At 77.9% G+C, this 1290-nt stretch carries 1 protein-coding gene; it reads right to left on the reverse strand.

Annotated features, from left to right (window positions below; all coding sequences use genetic code 11):
* Positions 1-68 precede the first annotated feature (68 nt).
* A complete protein-coding gene (locus L1885_RS28415; protein WP_235800011.1) occupies positions 69-968 on the reverse strand; it encodes a helix-turn-helix transcriptional regulator in 900 nt (299 codons plus the stop codon).
* Positions 969-1290: the final 322 nt, after the last annotated feature.

Below are 1290 nucleotides of genomic sequence, written 5' to 3' on the forward strand. Positions count from 1 at the left end.
CCCGGCGCGCGCCGCACCGGGGCGGCGTCGGGACCGGCGCGCCGGCACCCGCCGGGCGCGGCCGGGCGTCACAGGCCGGCCGGCTGCTGCTCCCTGCCGTCGTCGTGCTGCTCGGCGATGTCGTCCTCGAAGGGCAGGGTGCCGGTGCCTATCACGCCGAGCAGTCCGAGGGCCTGCGCCGCCGAACTCCCCGGGTCGGCCGACTGGACGATGATGCGCAGGTCGCACCCGGGCACGCTGAGGATGTCGCAGTCGAGGTCCACGGCGCCGAGGTCCGGGTGGTGCACCGTGACGGCCTCGCCCTCGTGCGAGCCGACGAAGCGGGACGTCCACAGCTCGGTGAAGCGGTTGTTCGTGCGGCGCAGCCGCGCCACGAGGTTGCGCAGCTCGACGTCGGTCGGGTAGCGGACCGCCGCCGCCCGCAGGTCTCCCACGAGCGCCGTCTCGAACCGCGCGGTCTGTTCCGGCGAACGGGTGACACGGCTCGGGGACGCGGTGAAGTGGCGCCACGCGACGTTGCGGCAGAGCGCCCCGGCCGAAGGGGCCGGATCGCCGAGCAGCGCGGCCCACAGCGGGTTCCACGCGATCAGGGACCAGGCGGCGTCGTGGACGCCCACGGCGGCCCCGGCCATCCCGTCCAGCATCCGCCGCACGCTGGCCGGCACCCGGCGCGGGACCTGGTCGGTCGCCGGCGGGGCGTGCCCGGCCAGCAGGAACAGGTGGCGCCGCTCCACGTCGTCCAGGTGCAGGGCCTGCGCGAGCGAGGCCAGTACCTGGGACGAGGGCATGATGGCCCGTCCCTGCTCCAGTCGGGTGATGTGGTCGACGGACAGTCCGGTCAGTCGCGCGAGCTCCGCACGCCCCATGCCCGGTCCCCCGGCGCCCGCCTGCGGCGCTCCGGCCCCGGCGGGTGCGATCCGGTCACGCCAGCGATGCAGCGCCGCGCCCAGCTCTCCATGTCGGGTCATGGCCTCAGTATCGGCGTCAGGGCCCGGACGTGCGCGGCGTCCCGCCGCCGCTCACCCGGTGCGACCGTCTCACGCAGCGTGAATGCGGTCGCTCTCCGTGTTCGCGTGCGGTCCGGGGCGGGGCGCCAAGTGACCCGGGAGGGCCGCCGATTCGGGGGCCCGGGGCGGAGCCGCGGGACGCCGGCCGGGGGAGTGGCCGGCGGGGGCGGGCCGCGCCGGGCCGGCCGGCGGGCGGCGGGCCCGCGCCGCGCCGTGCGCGGGCAACGCCCCGCCGTACCGGGCCGGTTCGCGCCTCCGCGGCGCTGCTGCCGGGCGCCCCGCG

Source organism: Streptomyces fuscigenes (assembly GCF_021556455.1).
Taxonomy (GTDB): Bacteria; Actinomycetota; Actinomycetes; order Streptomycetales; family Streptomycetaceae; genus Streptomyces; species Streptomyces fuscigenes.

Excerpts from the sequence above, each read along its gene's own strand:
- L1885_RS28415 (WP_235800011.1), bottom strand. The coding sequence starts at position 968 with ATGACCCGACATGGAGAGCTGGGCGCGGCGCTGCATCGCTGGCGTGAC.